A 19,617-nucleotide genomic window follows, 5' to 3' on the forward strand; every position below is an offset into this window, starting at 1 on the left:
CCCAAAAGTCTTTTCATTTGTTTCTTTCAGTCAAATGCACTTGCAAATGATAATATTTCTCATTATCTTTAATTTAAACCTAACAGGGGGGTTACCGTGAATTTACGTTACCTATGTGCTAACCACCGCCAGTGGCTGATTGAGAATAACGATCGTGCGGAACAGGCGTGGTTGGATTGGATGGAGCGCGGCAGGATGCTGTGCGAAGAGGGAAATCATAGTGAGGCGATTCCCTATCTGGGTTGCGCGTTTGATGTGGCGGGAATGCTGCTCACAAGCGAGTGGCCCAGCTATGCCGTATCTGCAACACGTTTTAGTGAATGTGCCGCTCAATTAATGGCGGCTTACCGGAAGCAGGGAGATGAAAAACACCACTACTACCTCCTTGTTGGAGCCAGTTCTGTTCTCGCCCGCCAACTGGGAGATCGCGATAAACAGCGGCTTGCCGCTGACTGCATCAGCGCACTCTATACGGATGGGGACGACGAGCCGGCACCCTTACTTGCCGGGGGAAAGCTCGTATCCCATGGCGGGGCGAACCTGCAGTTGCACTAAAGGGGAGGCGGCAGCAGAGGTCGAAAAATCCTCGCATCTGCTCACCGTTGCTATTTGCGAGGATACCCTGGTGAATCTGTTAGCACAGCGTGCCCTTTGCGCAGAGGCGCTGCACTGTGCGACCCCCCAAGCGCGACGTCGTCTGCGCGAGTTGCTACTGCGTTCGCTGTTGCCCGGGGGAGAGAACATTTCGCCGGGCCGGAACTGACAGGGTGATCATGGAGCCCCCGACCTCCTTGATCATCGCTTTGACTTGCAGATCGGTGGCTTTGGCTAGATGTTCACTGAGCAGAACCGCGTGCCAAGGCGTAACTGGATCCCGTCTCCCCCAGAGTTTGCTTTAGCTTTCAGTCTCGGTTGGCACTTCAGCATCGGTCTGGGGCGCCAGCCAGGTGTTTAGCTTGCGCTCCAGCTTGTCGAGGCCGGTTTTTTTCAGTGAAGAAAAGGTCTGTAGAGTTACGCCGCGACTCAACCCCTGCTCCTTGAGGGATTTCTCCACGGCGAATAGGGCGTTGTTGGCCGGGCCATTTTTCATTTTATCGGCCTTGGTAAGCAGGATATGCACGGGCAGTCCGGCCTCTACCGCCCAGGTGAGCATATGCAGATCGAACTCCTTGAGAGGCTGGCGTATGTCCATTAATAACACCAGGCCGCGCAGGCAGGTGCGCTGCTCCAGATACTCGGCCAGATGGCGCTGCCACTCGTCTTTCATAGCACGGGCTACCTTTGCGTAGCCATAGCCTGGCAAGTCTACTAGGCGCTGGTCTTCTGACAGGCTGAAAAAGTTGATCAGCTGGGTGCGCCCGGGGGTTTTAGAGGTGCGCGCCAGCTTGTTGTTGCTGGTCAGGGCATTGATGGCGCTGGACTTGCCCGCATTGGAGCGGCCGGCAAAGGCCACCTCGGCGCCAATGTCTTCAGGACACTGTGCCAGAGTAGGGGCGCTGGTGAGAAATCGTATGGAACGATAGTTCAGTTTCTGTGGTTGGGCTTCAAATTTGTTAATTGGCATCGTTTAAGTCTGCTGATTCAGTACACTCGCTTGGCGCGCAAGTATATAATGCCGCGGTTTTCGCGTCGCAGGACTATCGGGGGCGACACGAAACGCCATATTTCAGCGCGCAACGGGACGACGTATGAACAGCATTATCAAGAACACTGCTCTGGCACTCGGTTTGGTTTTCGGCTTGGGGGCCGTACCTTTTGCAATGGCTTCTGGCGATGCTGCTGCGGGCAAGGCTAAGGCCGCCCAGTGCGCCGCCTGTCACGGTGCTGATGGCAACAGCCTGTCACCGGCTTTCCCAAAAATCGCTGGCCTCGGTGAAAAATACCTGTACAAGCAGCTTCAGGACATCAAAGGTACTCCTGATGGTGAGAAGGCCCGCGACATACCGCAGATGATCGGTCAGTTGGATAACTTTAACGACCAAGACCTGCAGGATATCGCCGCCTACTTCGCCTCCCAGCCAATGCAGCTGACTGGCTCCACAGCCTTCCCGGTGATGCTTAATAGCGGTGACAGTGTCGATAGCCTAATCCTTGGCCGCAAGCTGTTCCGCGCAGGCAATAAAGAAACTGGCGTACCGGCTTGCATGGGCTGTCACTCTCCCACCGGTCAGGGCAATGCGCCAGCGGGTTATCCGCGTCTGTCCGGTCAGTATCCGGAGTATATTGAAGCGCAGCTGAAAGCCTTCCGTGCGGGTACTCGTGCCAATGATGGTGAGATTCGCACCATGCGCACCGTTGCCAAGCAGCTCTCCGATGCAGAGATCAAGGCGGTTGCCAACTATATCGCTGGTCTGACCGACTAAAAGGGTTAGCCACAGTAACGAGAGGCCGGTCACACACCGGCCTTTTTTGTGCCCGACGCTCGCTCAAGTGAGCGGGAATTGGGTAAAGTATTGCCACTTTTGCGACCTTTCCTTGCGCCTGGCGCTGGGAACTTAAATAATCTGCGCTGTCTATTGTGTCCTCAGTGGCCCGACAGTATGCCGCCAAATCAGGCGCTCGAACCACGAATGTACAAGCTGGAGAAGACTTATGAGAGCAGTTCTCGCCCCTATAACGATGGTTTTGGCTGTGTTGTTCAGCCTAGTCGCCTGCGCCCAAGAAGGCGGTGAATTCAAGGCGGGCCAACACTACCAAGTGCTGCCACAGGCGGTAGCGCAAAAAAACGCCAATAAAATCGAAGTGACCGAGATGTTCTGGTATGGCTGCGCTCACTGCTTTCATTTCGAACCGACCCTGGAGCGCTGGAAAGAAAAAATGCCCAGTGATGTCTCCTTGGTGAAGCTGCCGGCTATTTGGCAGCCAGTGATGGATGTTCACGCCCGCTTGTTCTACGTGGCTGATGCCATGGGTGTTCTGGAAAAAATGCACACTCCGCTGTTCAATACCATTTACAACCAGCGCCAAATGCTGGCGATTCGTGAAGGTCGCAACTTTAAGCCCGACCTGGCTGCTATTGAAGCCTTATTTAACAAGCATGGCGCCGATGGTGCTAAAGCGGCCAAGCTGATGAACTCCTTCGCCATTAACAGCAAGGTCAAGCAGGGTGTTGCCAATCAGCGCGCCTATAAAATGACTGGTACACCTGAAGTGGTTGTGGCTGGTAAGTACCGTATCAGCTCCTCTCTGCCGGGTTACAAGGGCAAAAGCAATGGTCAGGAATTGATGCTGCAGGTAGCGGATTACTTGATCGCCAAGGAGCGCGCCGATCGAGGCTAATAGCCCACCTGAAAACAAACCCCGCCCAGTGCGGGGTTTTTTGTATCTAGGCGTTTGCCACAATTAACGACTACCACCCCTTTCGTTATCTGCCAGTAACAGGAAGTCATTTTTGCGAAATTCATGGACTTTACTACTCTTGCTGGCCCTCTCAGTTCAATCTCTTTGGGCGCAGCAGGTCGCGGAAAATGACAAGCTTGCAGCGCGCGCGAGCAACCTGCTTTCCTATATCGCTGTGGGTTACGGGGATGCCATCGATAAAGGCCAAATTATCGATACAGGTCTCTATCAACTCCAGCAAGACCATGCTGCCGAGGCGCTGGATCTGGTGCGGAAGTTGCCAGATAAACCGGGCCGTTCAGCCCTGGAAAACAGCATGGCAGGGTTACAGGCGGCTTTGAGCCGACGCGAGGATGCTGAAAAAGTGCGAAGGCGCGCCAATGAGATAGCCGACCGATTGGCGGCTCTCTATCAAATGCAGCGTTCACCAGCCCACTCACTGCCTTCAGCCAGCTTGGCTGCTCCCCTTTTCCAACAGCGCTGCGCCAGCTGCCACGGTAGATGGGGCCAGGGTGATGGAGCCCTGCCCGATCTGCGCGATGCTAGGCGGATGGCGAGTTTCAGTCTTTATGACCTCTACAATACTCTCGACCCTAACGTGGATAGCGTGCATAGCGAGCGGGTTGATGGCGACTTAAATAGTCGCCAGCGCTGGGCTCTCGCGGTGACGGTGGCCGCTTTTGCCGTAAAAAATCAGCTGCCACCCTCCGCCGATCTTGCCGAGCGCTATCCAGCACTGATCAGTCTGCCGGGTATGGCGGTAACCCGACCGATTGAGTTGCCCACTGATGCCAGGAGTGCCTTATTGTGGTGGCGGGGCCACCCGCACCTGATCCGCTCCCTCGAACACCCCCTTACTCGCGCAGAGGGGTTACTAAGCCTGGCGGAAACCGCTTATCGAGGCGGTGACAATGCCGGTGCTTATCACAAATTGATGCTCGCCTATCGAGAGGGCTATAAGCCGTTACAGCAATCCATTGAAATGAGCGACCGGGTTTTGTACAGCAAGTTACAAGCCCAATGGCAAACATTGCGCCGAGAAGTGCTCTCAAACGCGCCCAATACTGATGTGATCGCTTCAATTCAAAATTTAGGCACCTTGCTGGGAAGAGCCAGAGCACGCCTGGAACCAATGCCGGGGGGACACATCAGCTATTTATGGGCGGCATTGCTCTTTGCATTGGCACTAGCACTGGGGGTGTCACTTTGGTGGGGACTGCGCTGGAGAAAGCGGTCTAGACTTTAAAGGGTTTGTGCGCCAAATCAGCTGATCAGCCGTGAGGAAGTCGCCGTGGCAAGATCCTTATTCTCCGCTCTTATTCTCTGTTGTGTGGTGCCGCTTCAGGCGGCCGAACCGCTAGATGCCTTTCCTGCAGAAGTTGAGGGTAAGCGGCGCCATGTTATTGAGTTGCCCAAGGTGGTCGATGAGAGCCGCTTTATGGTTGAGTTAGTGCCAGGCAAGAATGCATTGGCCGATTGCAACCTGCGCAGTTATAGCGCGCCCTTACAGCGCCAGGTTCTACCGGGTTGGGGTTACCCCTATTATGTGCTGGCAGAACTAAAGCCCTCCAAAGGTACCAGTAAAGTTTGCGGGTCCGATTCCGAATCGCGCCGTTTTATCCGCGTGCGCGGTAACGGCCTGATACTGCCTTATTCAAGTAGCCAGCCCCTGGTGGTGTATTTGCCGGAGGGCGTCCAATTGAAATACCGTGTGTGGCGTGCGGATAAAAACTTGTCTGATGCTCACTCAAAATAATGATTGCTCGTAGCCCTATCTAACAGCCTTTCTAATTCCACTCCCCCATAGTGGCGCCTCAATAAATATTTTTAATGCTTCTAATGCCACTGTGGGATTTAGCGTCTAGCCTTACTAAGCAAGGGATGTGAAAAATAGCGCCTGTGCGATTTTTCACGCCGGTTTTTTTGGCCTGTGGCCGTAACCGGCCAGGAAAATTGGCGGTGACGCCAGCCGCCGTTTACAGCAACCCCTTTCCGCGGTTCTTACCGTGGAGCACTTACGGTAGAGCAGCGCATGAAGTACTTGCGTAATCCCCCTTCGAATTTTGTGTTTGTCTCCATACGACAGAGTTGTGCCATTGCCTTAATGCTGTTCCTGCTATTGCCCTCAATGGCAACGGCGGAATCAGCTCAACAAAGGTGGGCGGGCAACTGGTTGGTAGTGAGTGAAGGTGACGACCAACTGGTTTGGCAACTCAATGCCGATGGCTCCGGTTATGCCTATGGCTTTAACTCCGGTGGCAGATTGACCCATGGTTTTGCCATTAACTGGCAACTGGATGGTGATCGTGTACGGGTCCGCACCGGTGCTTCCGTTAGCTGTAAGGGCGGTGTGGTCTCGGTGGCGTTTCGTGGTTGGAGCCGCTCCACTCTTTTATTTGCCGTAATAGACGGGCGGCACTGGCTGCAGGCTGGCGGTGGATTACTGAGTTTCCAGCGCCGATTGAGTGACTGGAGTACACCTAAAGCGGGTAGTAACTGCCCCAACATTGCCAGCTGATTTTTGGGTCCGAGTAAGAAACAAAAACAGGAATTTTCCACTCAGGGAGGGGAGCGCCGAACATTGGAGTAGAGCTGTGATGCAAAAGTCCTTGGTTTTGACTCTGGTATTTTTGCTCACAGCATTTTCAGCTTTTGCCAAGGAGGAGCAGAAAAAAAAAGAAAAACAGAGTGAACAGACACAGCAGCGCAATGCAGGCTGGCACGCTCAATCCAAGCTGAATGCCAGCCAGTGGGTGGGTGCCTGGCTAATCTCCAGAGATGGGGAGGCCCGCCATGTATGGAGTCTCAAACCCGATGGTACTGGCCGCTCCTACGCTTTTCTCCCACATGACGGAAAAATGCAATTTGCTTTTGGTTACGATATCCACTGGTATTTTGATCCTTTCACCCAAATGGCCAATATAAAAACCGGTCGTAGAATCATTTGCCGCAGAGGAAAAATATATCCCTATTTTCTTACCTTGAAATCCTATGAGAGCGATTATTCAGTGCGAGGTAAATTTGCATGGCAGACTACCTGGACGGAAGTGAGTGTCGGTCGGGATCGCCTGCATAAATCTCTGATTGTTTTTGTTGCACCATTATCTGCCTGGCATGATCCTGGCAAGGGTGCTCCCTGTCCCGAGTTCCCTCGTGTGCGTCTGGAAAAAGCGATTGATAGAATGTTGCAACGCTGGGAAAAGAAAGATTCCCCCGATTTAAAGGTGAATACTGCACCAGCTCCGGGCGAGCCAGAGCTAGAAGGAGAGGAGCTGAAAAAAACCAATAAAAAGAGGGTGAAAACCCGTCAGCGAAATTAAAATAAAAAACCTCTGAGACAGTGGTGTTGTCATCCATTAATAGAACGTGATGATCAAGCAGGTCTTATGGCCATGTAGTTTTACCTGTGGGAAATGTTCCCTCTGGATAATTACACTAGGTGGTTTCTGACTGGTAACCATTCGCTGAGTATTTTCACAGCAGGTTTTTTCAACGGCAAACCGGATATGACTGCAGAAGTTTCCCTCGCAAATATCCTGAGAAATATGTGCCCAGAGTTACATGAGGAAACCTACGTGTTTTGCCAGGTGTCGGATGCTCGGCTCGAAGAAGTCTTGACTCAAAGCCTGTGTATCTTCCGCGAAGGCGAGGGGATGAGTGCGATCTTACCCAGATGCTTGGCACAGCAGTATGGGATTGCTTCCAGCGGGCCCTTCAGACAAATTACCCTGCAGGTCTTTTCCGGTCTCAGTGCGGTGGGCCTTACCGCTACAGTCGCCAGGGAGCTGGCTGATGCGGGCATAGTGGCCAATATGGTAAATGCCCTGCGTCACGATCATGTCTTTGTCCCTGAAGAGAGCGCGCAGCGAGCCTTACAGCTTTTACGCGGGCTCAGTAATCGGGTGTATTACACCTGAGCGCTTGCCAGTGCGTATTAATTACCCCGAACCCCAGCCCCACGGCGAGATTCGCCAACTACTACCAGACCTGTTCTTCGTCCCTGGGACCGTAAAACTGGCTCCGGCGGTTACCATTAACCGCAACATGGCCATTGTGCGTTGGCAGGAAGAGCTGATACTGGTGAACCCGATACGCCTGCGTCCAGCGCAAGAAGAGAAGTTGCAGGATCTCGGCCGAATAGCTCATGCAGTGCGTCTTGGCTACCATCACGGCCAGGATGATCTTTATTACCGTGACCATTTTGATCTGACTTTTTGGCGGCAGACCGGCTCAAACTTTTATCCACCTAGTGCCGATAGATTGGTGAGGGATGGTGGTGTTTGTCCAATACCCGGCAGTCGCTTCGTGGAACTGCGTTACAGCCGTTACCCAGAGGCATTCTGGTGGCTGCCCTTCAATGACGGCCTGTTGCTGGGCTGTGATGCTCTGCAGTATTGGGGGAAGTGGAGCGGTTGTAGCTGGTTTGGCCGAAATCTGCTGCGACTGTCCGGTATGCGCTCGGGGATGCAGGTACCGCCTGCCTGGCGAACACGGATGACTCCTGAAGGCCGGGACCAACGCTGTTGGCTGCAGGAGGATTTTGAGCGCCTGCTACAGCTGCCCTTCCTACACTTTCTGGCAGCCCATGGAGAGTTTTGTGCGGATCGGGCCCATGAGGAAGTGACCGCAGCAATAAGCCGAGCCTTTCCTGGGCTCTACAAGGCCGCCTGAATTCTATATATTAACCCTTTCAAGTAAGTGATCACTCACATCTTGGTGCTCTGCACTAAGTCTGAACGTGGTAAGATTGCGCTCCTTTTTGGTGCGGTGTTGGTTCTGTCTGGCAGACCGCAAAGATTTATTCGAGAAGTAGTAATCCGATGAAAAGAAAAGTCCTGCTCAGCGGCCTGCTGTCGTTGCTGCTGGTGGCCTGTATGCCAGTTTCCACCAGCACAGCCCCAAGCGCGAATATCGACAATATCAGTCGGGATGTGAATTACCTGGCTTCTGCAGAGCTGGCGGGAAGAGACACAGGCAGCGAAGGCTACCTCAAGGCGGCGCAATATGTGGCCGCGCAGTTCCAATCCATGGGGCTCGCTCCGGCTGGTGAGCAGGGGTATTTTCAGGATGTACCTTTCCGTAGTGCCAGCTGGAATGGCACTGAGCCGACTTTTGTTTTAAAGGGGGGCAAAGGTGAGGTCGGCTTTGCCTTCGGGGAGGACTTTATCACCTCGCCTTCTGCGTCCAGTGAGCAGGCACGCTTGGAGGCCGAGCTGGTGTTTGTTGGCTACGGAATTGAAGCGCCGGACTATGGCCTAGATGATTATGCCGGATTGGATGTGAAGGGTAAGATTGCAGTGATACTGAGTGGTCGCCCGAAGAGTCTGCCCAGTGAAGTGGGGGCTCACTATGCATCAAGTCGCAACAAGGGTGAGACCGCTGCTCGTCATGGTGCGGTGGGTTATATCACCATTTATACCCCCGAGCGCGAGAAGCGCCGCCCCTTCGTGCGCTATGCGGAGCATCGTCACGATGAGACTTTCGACTGGGTAAACCGAAAAGGCGAGCCGGGCAGCGCTATCCCCGGTTTGTATCCTGGTGTATTGCTTGATATCGATGCGGCGAGCAAACTCTTCGACGGTGCCCAACAGAGCCTCGCAGCTATCTTCAGCATTATGGAAAAAGGTCAAAATCCCCGTGGATTTTCGCTGCCTTACCGTGCTGCCCTGAGTACAAGCTCTAGGCACGAGGAAGTGCGTAGCCCCAATGTTGTGGCCGTATTACCGGGTAGCGACCCGGTGCTTAAAAATGAATATGTGGTCTTCTCTGCACACTTGGACCATATCGGTAAAAAAGAAGATGGCCAGATTTATTACGGCGCTCAAGATAACGCTGCAGGAATCGCAGTAATGCTGGAAACCGCACGGTTGTTTGCGGAGTCTGGCCAAGCACCACGACGCTCTCTATTGTTTGTTGCGGTGACCGGAGAAGAGAAGGGATTACTCGGCTCGGACTACTTTGCCGAATACCCTACCGTACCTCTGCAGTCCATCGTGGCCAATATCAATCTGGATATGCCCATGCTGCTCTACCCATTCCGCGATATTATTGCCTTTGGTGCCGAGCATTCGTCCCTTGGCCAGATTGCGGAGCATGCGGCAAAACTCAGCGGTTTAAAATTGAGCCCTGATCCCATGCCTGAAGAAGTGATCTTTGTTCGTAGTGATCACTATAATTTCGTTCGCCGCGGTGTGCCCTCTATTTACCTAATTACTGGGCGCGAAGCTCAGGATCCGAATATTGATGGTACCGCTAAACAAGTGGCATTCCTGAAAGAGAGCTATCACAAACCCGGAGATGCGCCTGATGCTGGGGTGAGCTACGCAGCTGCTAGGCAGTTCACCGAAGTTAATTATCTAATTGCCAGGGAAGTGGCGGATGCTAAGGATAAGCCTTCATGGTATGAGGGAGATTTCTTTGGGGACCTGTTTAGCCAGTAGTTAACGTGCACTAGTGGTTATTGGAGATTCCCTCGATACCTGGCAAATTTGAGTGGGGAATCTCCAGGTCATGAAGCTTTCAGCCGAATTTCTCGAGTTGCAGGGCCTTTAAAACTATTCCGGTAAGTTCCTATTACCTCTTTAGAAGTAAAATTGGGCCTAGGCCTAACTACAAGTGAAAGGTAGATATCTTCTTCAGGCTGCCCACTCCAACATCGGTATTCAGAATAGGGTTCAGGCCAATTTTCTACTTGGCCGACCAGTGAAGAGACTTTAAGCAGCTTACCCAGTGGATCACCACTGCACTTGGCAAGCGCCTCCTTTATGGTCCAAGATTTTATAAACTCTTGCTTTAAGAGGGCTTTCGGTAAGCTTTGTAACCAGGACACCTCATAGGAGCTAAAGTAATTCTGGGCTATTGCCAGCCAATCTCTTTTGGGATGGTCTCTTTCACAGTCAATACCAACCGGAATTTTTCCAATGGAGACTGCAAGGTAGTCTGCCGTATGGCTGATCGAGAGGTTGACAATAGGGGTTCCTGAGAAATTGGCAACTGTAGGGTTCTTAGGGTCAACTTCCAGATCAGAAGGGTGGCATCCAAACCGTTCAGCAATAAGGGTTTTCGCGAGTAGGCGCCCGGCTAAAAATTGCATCCTCCGATTCGGGTTGCGAATGTTTTTTAAACGTAAATGTTCCGTGTCACTCAATAAGAAAGATGAGTTCGCCTGCCAATCCTCAGGCCAATTTTTGAATGAAGAGCAAGTAAAATAAAGCATAAAGTCTTATCTATCGATTCAGACTTAGATTGTAATCACTAATAAAGCTGAATAGCAGAACGGCTATCATGGTAAATGGTTGAGGAAAAGATGGGGTACATACATCTTCAAAAATGCCTCGGAAATAGACCATAAATGCCAGATTGGGCAATTAAGGATCACTCCTAAGTTTAGAGTTTTTTCCTTTAAGTCGTCACCTTAAGGGAATTTTGTTCTTGGTGAGAGCTTTATCATTTTTAGAAGCCTACGAAAGCTTAAGTTGACCTTATGCCAGTGAAATTAAGGGCGCTAGTATACGAGAACTGTCCGAAGGAATAGTTCTCGTGTATTTAGGTGTAATAAAGAAACTCACCAGTCCCAATTGAAGGTTCTTTTGCTAGCGGGAATTGATCATTTTGTGTACCATTCCCGCCCTGTTGCCGGTCACGAAAAGCTCAAAAAGCCACCTAAAAACAATGGTAGAGCTGGCTGGATACTAAGGCTTGATATTGAGGGTTGGAGCCAAGCTCCATAAGAGTAGTTTGTCTATTGAATTTGTAATTTCCGATTGGCGAGCTTGGTATGCGGGGGTTTCGGAACCTGCGGACTGGCATCGATGGCACAGTGGCGAGTTAGAACTGCAGGAAGATACCCTGGCTGATGTCTCCTTTCTTCCGGCGATGCTCAGGCGCCGCCTGAGCCCATTGTCTAAAGCCGTATTTAATAGTGCTTACCCACTTCTGCAGCAGAGAGATATCCCCCTGCTGTGTTGCTCTGTGCACGGAGAGGCGAAGAGAACTTACTCTCTTCTACAGGGGGTTGCTGCGGAAGAAGATTTATCCCCTACGGCGTTTGGTTTATCAGTACACAATGCGATCGCCGGCCAATTGTCTATAGCGAATAAAGTACGATCTCCAGCTCTCGCTTTAGCGGGTGGTGACTATCCATTACTGGCAGGTTTAATGGAAGCTAACGGTATTTTGCGGGAAGGTGCAAAAGAAATACTGCTGATATTTTGTGAGGAACCCCTGCCAGAAATGTATCACCCTAGCACCCAAAGTCCCTCAGGTGTTTGTGCTACAGCTTTACTCTTAACCTTACCAGTTGAGGGAAGTAAGGGTAGTGGAGTGACTTTGGTAAATTCTTCGAGCGTCAGACTAAAAACGGCATTTGAAGAGGCAGATTATCAGTTACCTCTGTTAAGCGCACTTATTAAAAATTCAGGAAAAGTACCTGTTGCCAAAGGGTGGGAGTTACTAATCAATGCAAACTAATTTGGAGTCTGGCAAGAGGTATGATCGGTATTGGTTTAGGCTGATAGCCACTGCCGTTGCGTTTAGTCTATTTGGTTTTGGTGGTCTGATCCTTCGATTTATTTTATTTCCACCTCTCAGAATTTTATACCCTAATGCAAATGTACGTATGCGTAAGGCTAGGTTAATCATACATCATGCCTTCCGTTTGTTTATTGGGTTTATGCACAAAACAGGGATATATACTTATGATTTCAAGGGTGAGAGTAAACTGCAAGAGCCCGGCCAATTAATACTGGCTAATCATCCCACTCTTATTGATGTCGTTTTTCTTATATCTCGAATACCTAATGCAAACTGTATTGTAAAGGCGAGTCTATTTCGAAATCCCTTTATGCGTGGAGCTGTAATGACTGCGGGTTATATTCCCAATGATGACCCGGAAAAAATAATTGAGCTTGCCTCAAAATCTTTGAAAAAAGGGGAGTCAGTGGTTTTATTTCCGGAAGGAACCCGCTCTGTGCCAGGGAAACCATTCAAGTTCCAGCGGGGGGCTGCCTATATGGCACTTCGTTCTGGTATTAGTCCGACTCTGGTTACCATTCGCTGCAACCCGCCAATGCTGATGAAAAATATCCCGTGGTACAGCATTCCGTTATCGCGGCCACATTTTGAATTTGATGTCTCTGAATCTTGGGAGATTCTCAAGATGAAAGAAAAAAGCGAAAGCCCATTGGTAGCCAGGCAAGTTACCCAAGAATTAAAAGCATTTTATACTGAGGAGTGTGCTGCGTGAATGATTTGGTTGAAGAGCTAAAGACACTGATTATTGAGGTTCTAAACCTAGAGGATATTACACCAGAGGAAATCATCGCAGATGAGCCTTTATTTGGTGAAGGTCTAGGTTTGGATTCCATTGATGCGCTTGAGCTAGGTCTGGCATTGCAGAAGAAATATAACATATCTATCGATGCAGAAAATGAAGATACCAAATCACATTTTGCTAGTGTGAACAGCCTGGCAAAATTTGTTGATGGTAGCCGCGCGTAAGAGAGATATGTATGTTGAAAGATAGAGAAGACATTTTTCCAAAATTGACCGAAATCCTTGTTGAGATGTTTGAGGTTGATGAAGAGGATATAACAGAAGAAGCCCACCTTGCTGATGATCTGGATATAGATAGCATTGATGCGGTTGACCTGATAGTTCGTTTAAAAGAGCTTACTGGAAAGAAAATTGCACCTGAAGAATTCAAAAGTGTAAGAACTGTTGGAGATGTAGTTGGTGCAATTGAAAAGGTAATGGCGGAGAAGTGAGTCGATTCGCGCAGCTAATATTGGTCATAATTCTGACACTGTACCCTGTGGCAATTTATTTTGGCATAGAATACTTGTCTTTAAGTAGTATTCTGTTACTGCTGTTGATTGTTGCGGTTTCAAGGGTATTGTTTGGCGGCGCGAATAAGGCGATTGGCACCAAGCTAATGGCCGTGGCCTTGGCTTTTGTTGTTGGCGTCTCCTGGTTAAGGGGCGATTCAAGTGGACTTCTTTGGTATCCAGTACTTTGTAACCTGATTCTATTTTCACTGTTTTTATACAGTTTGAGTCAACCACAAACATTAGTAGAACGGCTTGCTCGCCTTACGACTCCAGATTTACCACCTGAAGGTATTCTATATACACGAAAGGTTACCAAGGCATGGTGCCTATTCTTTTTAATTAATGGAAGCCTCGCACTGGCAACTGTTTTAAACGGCGATATGAAAGTCTGGACTCTTTACAATGGCCTTGTTTCATATGTGCTAATGGGAACTATGATGGGCGGTGAATGGCTACTGCGTTGTCGTGTCCAAAATAAGGCGTGAGTTAAGGTCGTGGACAAAGTACAGTTTGAACAAGTGTTTGGTTACTCGAATGACCAAGCAATAGTTAGCTATTCAAGTCGTGGGGAAATTTCTTTCGCCCAATTTAAACGTGAATTGGCATTTATTGAGCGAAAGCTAAAAAAATCCCTAAACGAAACTGGGTTCAAAAGAGCTGCCATTTTCTGTGAAGATAGTTACGAGTTTAGCTTGCTCTTTTTTGCTGCTATGTCTTGTTGTGAAGTCGTTGTTATACCGGCAAATAATAAGCGATTTACCCAGCAAAAACTGGGTGAGCAAACCCTATTACTGGGCAGCTGGGAAGATAGCTCGGCATTTAGTATAAATATTCCGGATCAATGTAGAGAGGAGCTTTCTGTTCCCAGTTGTTTTGATGCTGGTATTCAATTATTCACATCAGGAAGCAGTGGTGAACCACAAACCGTTGATAAAACCTTATATCAACTGCTCAATGAGGTTAAGGCCCATAATCTTAAGTGGTCACCCCGGGTAGCTAATACAACTACTTTGGCAACTGTAAGCCATCAGCATATATATGGCTTACTGTTTAAATTACTGTGGCCACTAGCCAGCGGGCGTCGATTTGTTAGTAAGACATATGTGGATATTGTGGGATTACTCCAAGACGCCCACAAGTGGGGGCCTGCCGTGTGGGTTGCAAGCCCTGCACAGTTAAGCCGCCGTATTTCTTCCTGGCCATGGGCGTTGGGAAAATCCTTAGTAGATATCTTTTCTTCTGGGGGGCCTTTACTGGAAGTAGATGCAAAGGCGATTGATCAGTTGTGTGGAATCCAGCCCATAGAGGTCTATGGAAGCACTGAAACGGGGGGGATTGCCTGGCGTAATCAATTGCGTCAGAAAAGTTGGAGTCCACTAAAGGGAGTGAACATTGCAAAAAACAGCGATGGGTTACTCAAAGTCTCTTCTCCGTGGTTGCCCAAGGAGTTTATTTGTCAGGACAAAGTACAAATAAGTACAGATGGTATGTTCGAACTCAAAGGACGAGCTGATCGCATTGTTAAGATTGAAGAGAAAAGAATTTCTCTTACACAAGTTGAGTCCCTACTAGTTGGAAGCTCATATATTGTAAAAGCCAATGCACTTGTTCTGGAGCGTAAAAGAAAAATAGTTGCCGCTGTTGCCACACTAACGGAATCCGGGAAAGAACTATTACAAAAGAAAGGAAAGGCTTCTCTTGTTCGTAAACTTAGAGAAACCCTGGCCAAGGATCTTGATGGCGTGGCTGTGCCACGTTCTTGGCGTTTTGTTGATGAAATCCCCGCTAACTTACAGGGAAAAATAACGAGAGACCTGCTAATGCAACTTTTTGATGAAATTCCGGCAGCAATGGTGCCACAGATTATTAGCAGCGAAATATTAGATAATGCTCGTCAAGTTAATTTTACGGTTAATGACGATTTGCCTTGCTTGGATGGTCATTTTGAAGGCTCACCGGTAGTGCCGGGAGTAGTACAGCTGGATTGGGCTATGCATTTTGGCCGCCCACTTGTAAAAGCCGGCAGTACGTTTACCCAAATGGAAGTGATTAAATTTAAGCAATTAATGATGCCCGGTGATGCTGTCACTTTATCTTTGGAGTTCAGCCAGGAAAAGAACAAATTAAATTATTCTTTTCGGAACACTCAAGATGGCAATTTAGAATATAGCAGTGGTAGATTGTGCTTCAGCCATGTCTAACTTTTGTTTTGTAATACCCGTTTATAATCATGAGGGGGCAATCGCAGAGACGCTAGCATCTCTGGATGACTTTAACCTGCCTTACATTCTGGTAGATGATGGCTGTGATGAACCCTGTAGAATTGAACTACAACGCTTAGAGCAGGGCTACGGTCCGCGGGTTCACTTGGTTGTTCGCCAGGCTAATGGTGGAAAAGGTGCTGCGGTAAAAAGTGGTCTGCGAGCTGCGAAAGCGCTTGGATATAGTCATGGAATTCAAGTCGATGCCGATGGTCAACACAGCCCTGCTGATATACCTCAATTCCTAGAGAAAAGCAGAAAGTGCCCTGATTCACTGATTTGTGGCTATCCGCAATACGATAAATCAGTACCTAAAGTTCGTTTGTGGGGACGCTATCTAACTCATGTATGGATCTGGATTAATACTCTTTCTCTGGAGATTAAGGATTCCATGTGTGGGCTGCGTTGTTATCCCTTATCTCGAACTGTAGATTTGTTAGATAACGAGTATACCGGTGATCGAATGGATTTTGATCCAGAGATCTTGGTACGGTGGTATTGGAGCAAAGGCGGTCTCTGCCAGGTACCTGTAAATGTGAGCTACCCAATAGATGGCGTTTCCCATTTCCGGGGATTTAAGGATAACTTCCATATATCGGCAATGCACACCCGTCTATTTTTTGGCATGTTGGCCAGAACTCTGCGTATTTCGACAGTAGGGCGAAAAGCGTGAGTAATTTACACTGGTCAAAATACCGGGAACAAGGCTTTTTCCTGGGTATCAAGTTCTTATTCTGGTTGCATCACTGGTTGGGTCCGATTGCCTTTAAAGTTGCGGTATACCCGGTAGTTTTATGCTACTACCTAAAAAATCAGAGTGGCCGCAATTCGATCCAGGAGTACTTGGAATTATTCACTAAACGCTACCCATCTAGCGGTATAGAACCGAATTGGAAAACCGGATTTAAAATTTTCCTTAATTTTGCTAACAGTGCTAGAGAAAAGCTTGAAGCTTGGTTTGTGGGTATCCCGGATAGTCAGGTAAATTTCCCAGAAAGAGCAGGTCTTCACCAGTTGGCCGCTAGTGGCCAGGGTGGATTAATTATTGGTTCTCACCTCGGGAACCTGGAGGTTTGCAGGGCACTTGGCAGCCTGACAAAGGTACGGGTAAATGTGTTGGTGCATACAAAGCATGCGGTGAAATTTAATCGCATGATGAAGATGCTCAACCCCCTGAGTCAAGTGCGACTTATCCAGGTGACAGAAGTAACTCCCGCTTTAGCGATGCGACTCTCCGAGGCTATTGAAGCCGGGGAGCTGGTTGTTATTGTCGGTGATAGAACACCGATTAACTCTATGGGACGCACCTGTGAGGCAGAATTCCTAGGGCGAAAAGCGCCTTTTCCCCAGGGGCCCTATATTCTTGCTGCGCTGCTCAAATGCCCGGTGTACACACTTTTCTGTCTGCGCAGTACTTCCGGATACGATATCTATATGGAAAAACTCTGCGATCGCGTTGTGATGAAACGCGGTGACAGAGAAGGGCATATTCGCTCTCTTGTCGAGGAGTTTGCACGACGGTTGGAGCGCTATTGTCATATAGCACCTTTGCAATGGTATAACTTTTACCCGTTCTGGGATCAACAAAAATGAATTCAGCAGTACTACAACGAACCCAAATAGTCTTTGATGGCACAGCTCTATCTATTGATCAGGTAAATACCATTGCAGCTGGCCGTGGCGATATCTCTCTATCTGATGAAGAGAGCTTTGTAGCAAGGATAAATCGCGGTGCCGAGTTCCTGGATAGCCTTTGGCAGAAGGAAGGTGTGATCTACGGAGTAACCACTGGATATGGTGATTCTTGTACCGAAAGTATTCCTGCAGATCTGGTGGAAGAGTTACCTCATCGATTATTTACCTTCCATGGTTGTGGAATGGGGGAAGTCTTTACTCTTGAGCAGAGTAGAGCGATTGTCGCAGCCCGGATTGCCAGCCTTGCAAAGGGCAGTTCAGGGGTCCGATTTCGGCTGTTGCAGCAATTGGTTCTGTTACTTCAGAAAGACATTATTCCGGTAATTCCCCAAGAGGGGTCTGTGGGAGCCAGTGGCGACTTGACCCCACTGTCTTATGTTGCTGCGGTTTTGTGCGGGGAGCGCAAAGTTTGGTACCGAGGCCATCAGAGAGATACTGCTGAGGTATTCGATGAATTACAGATTGAGCCATTAAAGCTGTACCCCAAAGAGGGTTTGGCGATAATGAATGGCACCGCCGCAATGACTGGCTTAGCGTGCTTAGCCTATAAACGGGCAGAGTATCTAGCACAGCTGAGTGCTCGTATTACCTCCATGATGAGCGTTGCGTTGGATGGCAATGCCTACCATTTCGATAGCGCGCTTTTTGCAGTGAAGCCTCACCCCGGTCAAAACCAGATTGCAAAGTGGATTCATGACGATCTCAATGTTGGTGCCGCTCCAAGACAAAATAGCCGATTGCAGGATCGCTATTCACTTCGGTGCGCTCCCCATGTAGTGGGTGTATTACAGGACTCTCTGCCCTGGCTCCAGCAATTTATTCATAACGAACTAAACAGTGCTAATGATAACCCGATCATCGATGGTGAAAACGAGAGGGTGCTTCATGGTGGGCACTTCTATGGTGGGCATATAGCCTTCGCCATGGATAGCCTGAAGAATGCGGTAGCAAATCTCTCTGATTTACTGGATCGACAAATAGCCCAACTGGTTGACGTTAAGTTCAATAATGGGCTCCCGGCAAACCTCTCAGGTGTAACCGGGCCTCGAAGATCGATTAACCACGGCTTTAAGGCTGTTCAAATTGGTGCGAGTGCCTGGACTGCTGAAGCACTAAAGCAGACCATGCCCGCAAGTGTTTTTTCCAGATCAACGGAGTGTCATAACCAGGATAAGGTCAGTATGGGCACCATTGCTGCCAGGGACTGTATCAGGGTATTACAGTTAACGGAGCAAACGACCGCAGCGGCACTGATGATTGCTTGGCAGGGCATTCAGCTTCGAGTTCGTAGTGGGGGAGTGGATTTGGAAAAATTATCTACCGCTCTTAATACCACAATCAGGCAGATAGGAGATGAATTTTCTTTTCTGGAGGAAGATAGAGAGCTTGAACAGCCATTGAGAAAATTCGTTTCATTAATTCAGCAAAGACATTGGCGCTTATATGAAAACTAATAAACCTATGCGCCCTGAAAAATGGGCGGCGCAAGTTGAACTACAAATTCCTTTCCACGATGTGGATATGATGGAGATAGCTTGGCATGGGCATTATGCAAAGTACTTTGAAATAGCCCGATGTGCATTGTTTGATCAGTTGGAATATAACTACCAACAGATGAAGGAATCAGGTTTTGCCTGGCCGGTCATAGACTTGCGCGTACGATATGCAAAGCCTTTACGATTTCAGCAGTGGATTGTTATTTGCGCTGAGGTTTCTGAATATGAAAATCGATTTAAAATCAATTATACAATAACAGATAGAGATACCGGTGTACGCTTAACAAAAGGACATACCGTACAGGTAGCTGTCGAAATTAGTAGTGCCGAAATGCTGTTCGCATCGCCTCCAATTTTGCTGGAAAAATTAGGGGTAAATTAGTGATGACTGTTACGCGCTTGGTTGTATTTTTTATTTGTTTTCTATTTTCCACAGTAACTTCTGCTTTGACCTCAGAGCAGCAGGCGGTTTTGCGGGAGATAGAGAAAAATATTGTGTCATCTCCACAGATGCTTGGCACTTTTGCCCAGACAAAGAGGCTGCCCCAGTTGCCCAGGCCTCTGGTTTCTTCAGGCGTCCTGGCTATTTCTGAAGAGTTAGGATTAAGCTGGCGAATAGAGAATCCAATAGAATCCCATCGAATATTTAAACTAGATGATGCTGATTTCGGAAATCGGATCAATAGCAATATTGTAGGAAATCATGTGGCTGATCCTCTATTAAAGATTATCAGTGGTGATTTTAGTGAGCTGGATCAGACTTTTACGGTGGGACCACAAATCGCAGAAGAGCAATGGAGAATTAACTTAATTCCCAAGCAAGAGGCTTTTAGAAAGGTTATTGAATCGATAGAAGTCGTGGGAGACAAAAAGATTCGGAAAATAGTACTAGCTGAAGCCAACATGGCAATTACTGAAATAGATATTATGAATTTACATTCAGTTGAAGCTAATAACAGTCAACTACTGAGTGAATTCTCAGAAGATAACCAGAAATAA

23 protein-coding genes are annotated in these 19,617 nt (G+C 48.7%); 21 read left to right on the forward strand and 2 right to left on the reverse strand.

Going from position 1 to position 19,617, the window contains the following annotated elements:
• The first annotated feature begins 96 nt into the window (after positions 1 to 96).
• On the forward strand, positions 97 to 555 hold the full coding sequence (locus MJO52_RS00315) for a hypothetical protein (RefSeq protein WP_252084021.1): 459 nt from the start codon (positions 97 to 99) through the stop codon (positions 553 to 555).
• 340 nt (positions 556 to 895) lie between these two features.
• On the opposite strand, the gene yihA is transcribed toward MJO52_RS00315, so the two are convergent.
• Positions 896 to 1,564: a ribosome biogenesis GTP-binding protein YihA/YsxC gene (gene yihA, locus MJO52_RS00320; protein ID WP_252084022.1), complete on the reverse strand. Its 669-nt coding sequence runs from the start codon at positions 1,562 to 1,564 to the stop codon at positions 896 to 898.
• 124 nt (positions 1,565 to 1,688) lie between these two features.
• Here yihA and MJO52_RS00325 point away from each other — a divergent pair, with 124 nt between their 5' ends.
• The 9 genes from MJO52_RS00325 (at position 1,689) to MJO52_RS00365 (ending at position 9,779) form a co-directional block, all read left to right on the forward strand.
• Positions 1,689 to 2,363 carry a c-type cytochrome gene (locus tag MJO52_RS00325; RefSeq protein WP_252084023.1) on the forward strand — a complete coding sequence of 225 codons (675 nt, stop codon included), beginning with the start codon at positions 1,689 to 1,691 and terminating at the stop codon, positions 2,361 to 2,363.
• A 229-nt stretch (positions 2,364 to 2,592) separates the two neighbouring features.
• Positions 2,593 to 3,279 carry a thiol:disulfide interchange protein DsbA/DsbL gene (locus tag MJO52_RS00330; protein WP_252084024.1) on the forward strand — a complete coding sequence of 229 codons (687 nt, stop codon included), beginning with the start codon at positions 2,593 to 2,595 and terminating at the stop codon, positions 3,277 to 3,279.
• 112 nt (positions 3,280 to 3,391) lie between these two features.
• Complete coding sequence (locus MJO52_RS00335; RefSeq protein ID WP_252084025.1) at positions 3,392 to 4,585, forward strand: c-type cytochrome; 1,194 nt, start codon at positions 3,392 to 3,394, stop codon at positions 4,583 to 4,585.
• 45 nt (positions 4,586 to 4,630) lie between these two features.
• Entirely contained in the window at positions 4,631 to 5,095 is a 465-nt protein-coding gene (locus MJO52_RS00340) for an ecotin family protein (protein WP_252084026.1), read from the forward strand.
• Between the two features lie 276 nt (positions 5,096 to 5,371).
• Positions 5,372 to 5,857 carry a hypothetical protein gene (locus MJO52_RS00345; protein ID WP_252084027.1) on the forward strand — a complete coding sequence of 162 codons (486 nt, stop codon included), beginning with the start codon at positions 5,372 to 5,374 and terminating at the stop codon, positions 5,855 to 5,857.
• 76 nt (positions 5,858 to 5,933) lie between these two features.
• A complete protein-coding gene (locus MJO52_RS00350; RefSeq protein WP_252084028.1) occupies positions 5,934 to 6,659 on the forward strand; it encodes a hypothetical protein in 726 nt (241 codons plus the stop codon).
• A gap of 186 nt (positions 6,660 to 6,845) precedes the next feature.
• A complete protein-coding gene (locus MJO52_RS00355) occupies positions 6,846 to 7,256 on the forward strand; it encodes an ACT domain-containing protein (protein WP_252084029.1) in 411 nt (136 codons plus the stop codon).
• 10 nt (positions 7,257 to 7,266) lie between these two features.
• Positions 7,267 to 8,010: a hypothetical protein gene (locus tag MJO52_RS00360; RefSeq protein ID WP_252084030.1), complete on the forward strand. Its 744-nt coding sequence runs from the start codon at positions 7,267 to 7,269 to the stop codon at positions 8,008 to 8,010.
• 149 nt (positions 8,011 to 8,159) lie between these two features.
• A complete protein-coding gene (locus tag MJO52_RS00365) occupies positions 8,160 to 9,779 on the forward strand; it encodes a M28 family metallopeptidase (RefSeq protein WP_252084031.1) in 1,620 nt (539 codons plus the stop codon).
• 68 nt (positions 9,780 to 9,847) lie between these two features.
• Here the strand turns inward: MJO52_RS00365 and MJO52_RS00370 are convergent, their stop codons facing one another.
• Positions 9,848 to 10,555, reverse strand: a complete 708-nt coding sequence (locus MJO52_RS00370; protein WP_252084032.1) for a 4'-phosphopantetheinyl transferase family protein — start codon at positions 10,553 to 10,555, stop codon at positions 9,848 to 9,850.
• A 521-nt stretch (positions 10,556 to 11,076) separates the two neighbouring features.
• On the opposite strand from MJO52_RS00370, the gene MJO52_RS00375 reads away from it, so the two are divergent.
• The 11 genes from MJO52_RS00375 to MJO52_RS00425 are packed head-to-tail and all read left to right on the forward strand — an operon-like array spanning position 11,077 to position 19,617.
• Positions 11,077 to 11,808 (forward strand): beta-ketoacyl synthase chain length factor, encoded by a 732-nt coding sequence (locus MJO52_RS00375; RefSeq protein WP_252084033.1) that lies wholly within the window; start codon positions 11,077 to 11,079, stop codon positions 11,806 to 11,808.
• Positions 11,798 to 12,583, forward strand: a complete 786-nt coding sequence (locus MJO52_RS00380) for a lysophospholipid acyltransferase family protein (RefSeq protein WP_252084034.1) — start codon at positions 11,798 to 11,800, stop codon at positions 12,581 to 12,583. Before MJO52_RS00375 ends, MJO52_RS00380 begins: the two co-directional genes overlap by 11 nt.
• Positions 12,580 to 12,837 carry a phosphopantetheine-binding protein gene (locus tag MJO52_RS00385; RefSeq protein WP_252084035.1) on the forward strand — a complete coding sequence of 86 codons (258 nt, stop codon included), beginning with the start codon at positions 12,580 to 12,582 and terminating at the stop codon, positions 12,835 to 12,837. The genes MJO52_RS00380 and MJO52_RS00385 overlap by 4 nt, the downstream gene beginning before the upstream one ends.
• Positions 12,838 to 12,848: 11 nt before the next feature.
• Positions 12,849 to 13,103 carry an acyl carrier protein gene (locus tag MJO52_RS00390; RefSeq protein WP_252084036.1) on the forward strand — a complete coding sequence of 85 codons (255 nt, stop codon included), beginning with the start codon at positions 12,849 to 12,851 and terminating at the stop codon, positions 13,101 to 13,103.
• Positions 13,100 to 13,651, forward strand: coding sequence for a hypothetical protein (locus MJO52_RS00395; protein ID WP_252084037.1), 552 nt, complete (start codon positions 13,100 to 13,102; stop codon positions 13,649 to 13,651). Before MJO52_RS00390 ends, MJO52_RS00395 begins: the two co-directional genes overlap by 4 nt.
• Positions 13,652 to 13,660: 9 nt before the next feature.
• The gene (locus MJO52_RS00400; RefSeq protein ID WP_252084038.1) at positions 13,661 to 15,367 is read left to right on the forward strand and encodes an AMP-binding protein; all 1,707 of its coding nucleotides are present in this window, start codon (positions 13,661 to 13,663) and stop codon (positions 15,365 to 15,367) included.
• Positions 15,360 to 16,100, forward strand: coding sequence for a glycosyltransferase family 2 protein (locus tag MJO52_RS00405; RefSeq protein ID WP_252084039.1), 741 nt, complete (start codon positions 15,360 to 15,362; stop codon positions 16,098 to 16,100). The genes MJO52_RS00400 and MJO52_RS00405 overlap by 8 nt, the downstream gene beginning before the upstream one ends.
• Positions 16,097 to 17,020, forward strand: a complete 924-nt coding sequence (locus tag MJO52_RS00410) for an LpxL/LpxP family acyltransferase (protein ID WP_252084040.1) — start codon at positions 16,097 to 16,099, stop codon at positions 17,018 to 17,020. Before MJO52_RS00405 ends, MJO52_RS00410 begins: the two co-directional genes overlap by 4 nt.
• Positions 17,017 to 18,576, forward strand: coding sequence for an HAL/PAL/TAL family ammonia-lyase (locus MJO52_RS00415; RefSeq protein WP_252084041.1), 1,560 nt, complete (start codon positions 17,017 to 17,019; stop codon positions 18,574 to 18,576). The genes MJO52_RS00410 and MJO52_RS00415 overlap by 4 nt, the downstream gene beginning before the upstream one ends.
• Complete coding sequence (locus MJO52_RS00420) at positions 18,566 to 19,000, forward strand: acyl-CoA thioesterase (RefSeq protein WP_252084042.1); 435 nt, start codon at positions 18,566 to 18,568, stop codon at positions 18,998 to 19,000. Before MJO52_RS00415 ends, MJO52_RS00420 begins: the two co-directional genes overlap by 11 nt.
• A gap of 2 nt (positions 19,001 to 19,002) precedes the next feature.
• Positions 19,003 to 19,617, forward strand: coding sequence for a LolA family protein (locus MJO52_RS00425; RefSeq protein ID WP_252084043.1), 615 nt, complete (start codon positions 19,003 to 19,005; stop codon positions 19,615 to 19,617).

The sequence above is a fragment of the Microbulbifer variabilis genome (assembly GCF_023716485.1).
In the GTDB taxonomy this organism is placed as follows: Bacteria; Pseudomonadota; Gammaproteobacteria; order Pseudomonadales; family Cellvibrionaceae; genus Microbulbifer; species Microbulbifer variabilis_B.